We start from the raw sequence: 6,354 nt of genomic DNA on the forward strand, positions 1-6,354 counted from the left end.
GTGCGCGGTCGATACAGTCGGCCCGTGCGCGCGCTGCTCGTGGTCAACCCTCAGGCCACGTCCACCACCGCCGCCGGCCGGGACGTGCTGACCAAGGCCCTGGCCAGCGAGCTGAAGCTCGACGTCCTGCAGACCCGCTACCGGGGCCACGCGGCCGAGGCGACCGCGGCGGCCGTGGCGGACGGCGTCGAGCTCGTCGTGGCGCTCGGGGGCGACGGCACGGTCAACGAGGTCGTCAACGGGCTCCTGGCCGCGCAGACCGGCTCGGGCAGCGGCGCCCCGCGGCCGGACCCGGACGCCACGGCGATGCTCGCAGTGGTCCCCGGCGGCTCGGCGAACGTCTTCGCCCGCGCCCTGGACATGCCGCGCGACCCGGTCGAGGCGACCGGGCACGTGCTCACCGCGCTGGCCCGGCGACGACGACGGCTGGTCGGCCTGGGCTGGGCCGACGACCGCTGGTTCACCTTCAACGCCGGCATGGGCTGGGACGCCGAGGTCGTGGCCGCGGTGGAGCGCGCCCGCGCGCAGGGCCACGAGGCCAGCCCCGGCCGCTACGCGCTGACCGCGATCGCCCAGTACCTCGCGCAGCTGCGCCGGCCGCCGTCGATGACGGTGGAGCTGCCCGACGCGGCGCCGCTGACCGGGGTGCGGCTGGCGTTCGTCTCCAACACCGACCCGTGGACCTTCCTGTCCGGCCGCGCGGTGCGGACCAACCCCCGCTCGTCGTTCGGCAGCGGGCTGGGGCTGTTCGCCCTCACCGGGCTGAGCCCGCGGACGATCGCCTCGACCCTGCGCCAGATCCTGGCCGCCGACGGCGACCCTCACGGGCGGCACATCGTCCGGCACGACGCGGTCGGCCGGGTGCGGATCACTTCGGAACAGCCCCTCGCGCTCCAGCTCGACGGCGACCACCTCGGAATGCGCACCGACGTGGAATTCCTGAGCGTGCCCGGAGCGTTACGCGTCGTCGTGTGAGACGGACGGTTCGTCGCTCATCGTGCGGGCGCTCTCACACGCTGGAGTGAGCTACCCCGCCATTCACCGATGTGAGCGGACCGTCGGTCCCGTTGGGGCTTACACCAGGCCAAACCCGTGATCCAAGGTGGTCCTACGCAAGCGAGGCCACGAGCAGCGCCGCTCGTGGAGGTTCCGTCCCACCGGGCCGGGCCCCTCACTCAGAGGGTGTCCGGGTCGACACCGTTTTCGGGTGGCCGATTCCGCGTGGGACAGGGACACTGGATCGTGGAACCGGCCCAGGGCGGCTCGAAGTCCCGGGCACAGGTCTGTCTGCGTGCGTTCCCTATGAGGGCGCTCACGTATCCCGCGAGCAGTTCCCCATTGAGGACCGTGGTGGCTCGTGAAAGTATCACAAGCTGCGAAACATGCACGTAACATCAGCGCACAGACGATCGGCGCGACCCCGATCGCGCACCAGAGGAGAAAGTGATCATGGACTGGCGTCACGACGCGATCTGCCGCGACGAGGACCCGGAGCTGTTCTTCCCGGTCGGCACCAGCGGCCCCGCCCTGATGCAGATCGCGGAGGCCAAGAGCGTGTGCCGGCGTTGCCCGGTCACCGAGTCGTGCCTGCAGTGGGCCCTCGAGTCCGGCCAGGACGCGGGTGTCTGGGGCGGCATGAGCGAGGACGAGCGGCGCGCCCTGAAACGGCGCAGCACCCGTCCGCGCGCTCGCACCGCGTAGGCAGCCGCCTCCGGGCACTCGCCCGGACCACGGCAAGAACAGCTGTCCCGGGAACAGTCGCTTCGCGCGCCTCGGGCAGTAGCTCCGAGAAGTAGAAGAAGTAGCTCCCCGACCTCGGGCCCGTAGCCGGACGCCACCGGCCACGGGCCCGAGGTGCGTTCGGGGTGATCTGCCACCCCGGTGTGACGGTCGACCACGGTACCGGCGCGACCACGGCACCGGGATCAACGGTCACGGGACGAGCGTATCCGGTGCCCTCCGGGCCCTCTCCCACGCCCCGGGTCACCGGGAGTGACCGGGATCGGTCGTCCGCCGCACCGCAGCGACCGCCCGGGGACGACGGGCGGCGGAACCGTTGCCCCGCCGCCCTCCCATCCCCTGTCCTCAGGAGCCGCCGAGCGGTACCCGGACCACGGCCACCGTGCCGCCGCCCTCCCGGGCCCGCACCTCGATCGTCGCCTCCAGCTCGGAGGTCAGCAGGGTCCGCACGATCTGCAGCCCCAGCCCCTTGGACTTCTCGAAGTCCAAGTCGGCCGGCATCCCGTGGCCGTCGTCGGCCACCGACACCTCCAGCCGGCTCGCCGAGCGCACCGGGCTGACGACCACCTCCCCCGCCGTACCGGGGTCGTAGGCGTGCGCCAGCGCGTTGTGCGTCAGCTCGGCCAGGACCAGCACCAGCGGGGTCGCCTTCGCCGCGGGCAGCGCCCCGAAACCGGGGTCGACGCGTACCCGGGCACGGGACTCGGTCGTCGCGCCGTCGCGGATGGCGGGCAGCACCTTCGGCAGCAGCTCGTCGAGCTCGACGACCTCGGCGACGGAGTAGGCCAGGGCCTCGTGCACGTGCGCGATGGAGGTGACCCGGCGGACCGACTCCTCCAGCGCGCGACCGGCCTCCGGGTGCTCGCTGCGCCGGGCCTGCATCCGCAGCAGCGCCGCGACCGTCTGCAGGTTGTTCTTCACCCGGTGGTGGATCTCGCGGATGGTGGCGTCCTTGCTCATCAACGCCGCGTCCCGGCGGCGCAGGTCGGTCACGTCCCGGACCAGCACCAGCGCGCCCGCCGCGTCGCCGCGGGGGCGCAGCGGCAGTGCGCGCACGAGCATCGTCGCCCGACGGCCCTTGATCTCCATCCGGGTGGACGGGACGCCGTCGAGTGCCTCGTTGATCCGGCCCGCGACGTCCTTCGCGTCGAACGGGTCCAGCACCAGCGCCTTGGTGACCGTCGCGAGGTCGGCCCCGGCGACGTCGCTGGCGTGGCCCATGCGGTGGTACGCCGACAGCGCGTTCGGGCTGGCGTAGGCCACGTTGCCGTGCACGTCGAGGCGGACCAGGCCGTCCCCCGCACGCGGGCTGCCCTCGGCCGAGCCGGGCGGACCCGACTGCGGCGGGAACGTCCCGTCCACGATCATCTGGCACAGGTCCGAGGCGCTGCCGAGGTAGGCGATCTCCAGCGGGCTCGGGACGCGCGGGGTGGACAGGTTGGTGTCGCGGGACAGCACCGCCACCGTGCGGCCCTTGAACCGCACCGGGATGGTCTCCCGCCGCACCGGCACCTCCAGGTGCCAGCGCGGGTCGTCGTCGCGGCAGATCCGGCCCTCCAGCACCGCCCGGCGCAGCTGGCCGACCTCCACCGGCACCGCCCGGCGTCCGACGACGTCGTCCGGGTGGGCGGTCGGCGCGGTGGTGGGCCGGGCCTGGGCGACGCACAGGAACTGCGCGGTCGCCGCCCGGGAGGCACCGCCGGTCCCCGCGTGGAGGTCGTCCAGCGGCACCCACAGCAGGAAGTCGGCGAAGGACATGTCGGCCAACAACTGCCACTCACCGACCACGCGCTGGAGGTGATCGGCGGTCTCGCCGTCCATCGTCGTGTGCTCGGCGAGCAGCTCGCTCAGCGTGGTCACGATCGCCCATCCCATCACATGCGAGAATCGCCCCTACCAAGCTCCCGCGGCACCACCGCGGAACCGTGACCCGGACGGGAAGGAGGGTCGAGATGTCCAAGCGTGCACGCAAGCGCCGTGACCGTGCCAAGAAGGGCGCCAACCACGGCAAGAAGCCGAACTGCTGAGCTCGGCGACACCGACGCGAGAGGGCGGGCACCCCGATGGGAGTGCCCGCCCTCTCGCGTGTGGCCGGTCAGCCGCTGCGGTACTCGGTGCGCTGGTGCGACACGGAGACGCTGGTGCCCTCCGGGCCGCTCTCCACGGTCACCTGGGCCTGCTCGAGCACCGCGGAGCGGATCTGGGACCGCAGCCGGTCCTTGAGCCCGGCCGGGGCCGCCTCACCGCCGCACTTGCGGGCCAGCAGCGCCTTCAGCTTCTCGTCGATGCCGTACTCGGCCAGGCAGGGCCCGCACTCGTCCAGGTGCTGCTGGAGCAGGCGTCGCCGCTCCTGGTCGCACTCGTGGTCGAGGAACAGCCACACCTCCGCCAGCACCTCGCTGCACCCGGTGTTCGCGGGCGGGTCCTGGATCATGGGGTTGCGCTCGAGCGGTGCGCCCGAGCCCTCGGCGGCGCTCACGATGCCGTCACCTCCCGGTCCCCGGTCGCGCCGGCGCCCCCGTCGCGGACGAAGCCGCGCTCACGGGCGACGTCGGTCAGCATGTCCCGCAGCTGGCGCCGGCCGCGGTGCAGCCGCGACATCACGGTGCCGATCGGGGTGCCCATGATCTCGGCGATCTCCTTGTAGGCGAACCCCTCGACGTCGGCGAGGTAGACCGCCATGCGGAAGTCCTCCGGCAGGCCCTGCAGGGCCTCCTTGACGTCGCTGTCGGGCAGCGCGTCGAGCGCCTCCACCTCGGCCGAGCGCAGACCGGTCGAGCTGTGCTCACCGGCCTGGGCCAGCTGGTAGTCGGTGATCTCGTCGTCGGTCGGCGACTGCAGGGGCTGACGCTGCCGCTTCCGGTACCCGTTGATGTAGGTGTTGGTCAGGATCCGGTACAGCCACGCCTTGAGGTTGGTGCCGCGGCGGAACGACCCGAACGCCGAGTACGCCTTCAGGAACGTCTCCTGCACCAGGTCCTCGGCGTCGGCCGGGTTCCGGGTCATGCGCAGCGCCGCACCGTAGAGCTGGTCGAGCAGCGGCATCGCGTCGCGCTCGAAGCGGGCCGTGCGGTCGGAGACGCTCTCGTCCTCGGGCGCGCGGTTGCCGTCCTCGTCGGCCACACCGACCATGGCGGCGAGCTCCGCGGGATCGGTCCCTGCCGCACCCGTCTCCGGCTGGTCCGGCTCATCCGGCTGTACTGACAAAGGTTCCCTCTCCAGTGACACGAGTCGCGCGCCGGTGCGGGTCACCGGCACGACGGACGCGTCGGAGGGTACGCACCCCGGCCGCTCGCGGCCGTCCGGCGGCGCGGCCCCGGGCCTCTCCATCACTGATGTCGTCACCCCCGCAACAACGGTGCGGCGCCGGATCGCATTCCCGTAGGTTCTCCGTCACCCCCGGGTCGGGACCCCGGGACGAGGACGGGAGGACACCGACGATGGCGGGCAGGGGCACCCCGGCGACGGCACTGCTGAGCAAGCGTGGGGTGGCGCACGAGCTGCACACCTACACCCACCACGACGGCGCGGGCTACGGCGAGGAGGCCGCCGCCGTCATGGGGCAGGACCCGCGACGGGTGTTCAAGACCCTCGTCGCACTCGTCGACGGGACCATGACCGTCGGGATCGTGCCGGTGTCGGCCCAGCTGGACCTCAAGGCGCTGGCCGCCGCCGCGGGCGGGAAGAAGGCCGTCATGGCCGACGTCGCCGACGCCGAGCGGACCACCGGCTACGTCGCGGGCGGCATCTCCCCGCTGGGCCAGCGTCGGCGGTTGCCGACGGTCCTGGACGTCTCCGCGCAGGAGCACCCGACGGTGTTCTGCTCCGGGGGCAGGCGCGGCCTGGAGATCGAGCTCGCCCCGGCGGACCTGGTGGCACTCACCGGCGCCGTCGTCGCACCGATCGCGACCGGCTGACCGCAGGGGTCACACGGACGGGTCCGATCCGGGCTCCACGCCAGTAGGGTCGGCCACCGACGGCCCCGGACCGCCGTCGGCACCGTCGAGACGAGCAACGGGGAGCACGCGTGGACCGACCGGAATGGGCGCCCGACGAGGTGGACATGACCAGCCCGAGCGTCGCCCGGGTCTACGACTACTACCTGGGCGGGTCGCACAACTTCGAGGTCGACCGTGCCTTCGCCGACCGGGTGCTCGACGCGCTGCCCGAGATGGCGGCCGTCGCGCAGGCCAACCGGGCGTTCCTGCGCCGGGCCGTGCACCACCTGTGCGCGCAGGGGATCCGCCAGTTCCTCGACCTCGGCTCGGGCATCCCGACCGTCGGCAACGTGCACGAGGTCGCGGCGACCGCCTGCGACGACGCCCGGGTGCTCTACGTCGACAACGACCCGATCGCCGTCGCGCACAGCCGTGCGCTGCTCGATGACGACCCGTCGACGGCCGTCCTCGCCGCCGACCTGACCGACCCGCGACGGGTCCTCGACGACCCCCTGACCCGCAGCCACCTCGACCTGACGCAGCCGGTGGCGGTGCTGCTCGTCTCGGTGCTGCACTTCGTCCCGGACGAGGCCGACCCGGCCGGGATCATCGCCGCATACGCCGCCGCGACCGTCCCCGGCAGCCACTGTGGTCGTCAGCCACGCGAGTGACGAGG

At 72.8% G+C, this 6,354-nt stretch carries 8 protein-coding genes; 5 read left to right on the forward strand and 3 right to left on the reverse strand.

Annotated elements, in window-relative coordinates; genetic code table 11:
• Positions 1-24 precede the first annotated feature (24 nt).
• Positions 25-975: a diacylglycerol kinase family protein gene (locus KPL59_RS05380; protein WP_149663003.1), complete on the forward strand. Its 951-nt coding sequence runs from the start codon at positions 25-27 to the stop codon at positions 973-975.
• Positions 976-1,449: 474 nt separating this feature from the next.
• Positions 1,450-1,701, forward strand: a complete 252-nt coding sequence (locus KPL59_RS05385; protein WP_043277332.1) for a WhiB family transcriptional regulator — start codon at positions 1,450-1,452, stop codon at positions 1,699-1,701.
• A 384-nt stretch (positions 1,702-2,085) separates the two neighbouring features.
• Here KPL59_RS05385 and KPL59_RS05390 read toward each other — a convergent pair whose 3' ends face one another.
• Positions 2,086-3,600 (reverse strand): sensor histidine kinase, encoded by a 1,515-nt coding sequence (locus KPL59_RS05390; RefSeq protein WP_226360110.1) that lies wholly within the window; start codon positions 3,598-3,600, stop codon positions 2,086-2,088.
• A gap of 92 nt (positions 3,601-3,692) precedes the next feature.
• On the opposite strand from KPL59_RS05390, the gene KPL59_RS37410 reads away from it, so the two are divergent.
• Positions 3,693-3,767 (forward strand): 50S ribosomal protein bL37, encoded by a 75-nt coding sequence (locus KPL59_RS37410; protein ID WP_369804880.1) that lies wholly within the window; start codon positions 3,693-3,695, stop codon positions 3,765-3,767.
• Between the two features lie 68 nt (positions 3,768-3,835).
• Here the strand turns inward: KPL59_RS37410 and rsrA are convergent, their stop codons facing one another.
• Entirely contained in the window at positions 3,836-4,174 is a 339-nt protein-coding gene (gene rsrA, locus KPL59_RS05395; protein ID WP_043277336.1) for a mycothiol system anti-sigma-R factor, read from the reverse strand.
• 41 nt (positions 4,175-4,215) lie between these two features.
• On the reverse strand, positions 4,216-4,872 hold the full coding sequence (locus KPL59_RS05400; RefSeq protein WP_226360111.1) for a sigma-70 family RNA polymerase sigma factor: 657 nt from the start codon (positions 4,870-4,872) through the stop codon (positions 4,216-4,218).
• A gap of 308 nt (positions 4,873-5,180) precedes the next feature.
• Between KPL59_RS05400 and ybaK the strand changes: the two genes are divergently transcribed.
• Together ybaK and KPL59_RS05410 are read left to right on the forward strand one after the other, a co-directional pair.
• Positions 5,181-5,657, forward strand: a complete 477-nt coding sequence (gene ybaK, locus KPL59_RS05405; protein ID WP_020623039.1) for a Cys-tRNA(Pro) deacylase — start codon at positions 5,181-5,183, stop codon at positions 5,655-5,657.
• A gap of 146 nt (positions 5,658-5,803) precedes the next feature.
• Positions 5,804-6,349 carry an SAM-dependent methyltransferase gene (locus KPL59_RS05410; RefSeq protein WP_255676274.1) on the forward strand — a complete coding sequence of 182 codons (546 nt, stop codon included), beginning with the start codon at positions 5,804-5,806 and terminating at the stop codon, positions 6,347-6,349.
• The last annotated feature ends 5 nt before the right edge of the window (positions 6,350-6,354 follow it).

Source organism: Pseudonocardia sp. ICBG1142, from assembly GCF_020496255.1.
Classification (GTDB): domain Bacteria; phylum Actinomycetota; class Actinomycetes; order Mycobacteriales; family Pseudonocardiaceae; genus Pseudonocardia.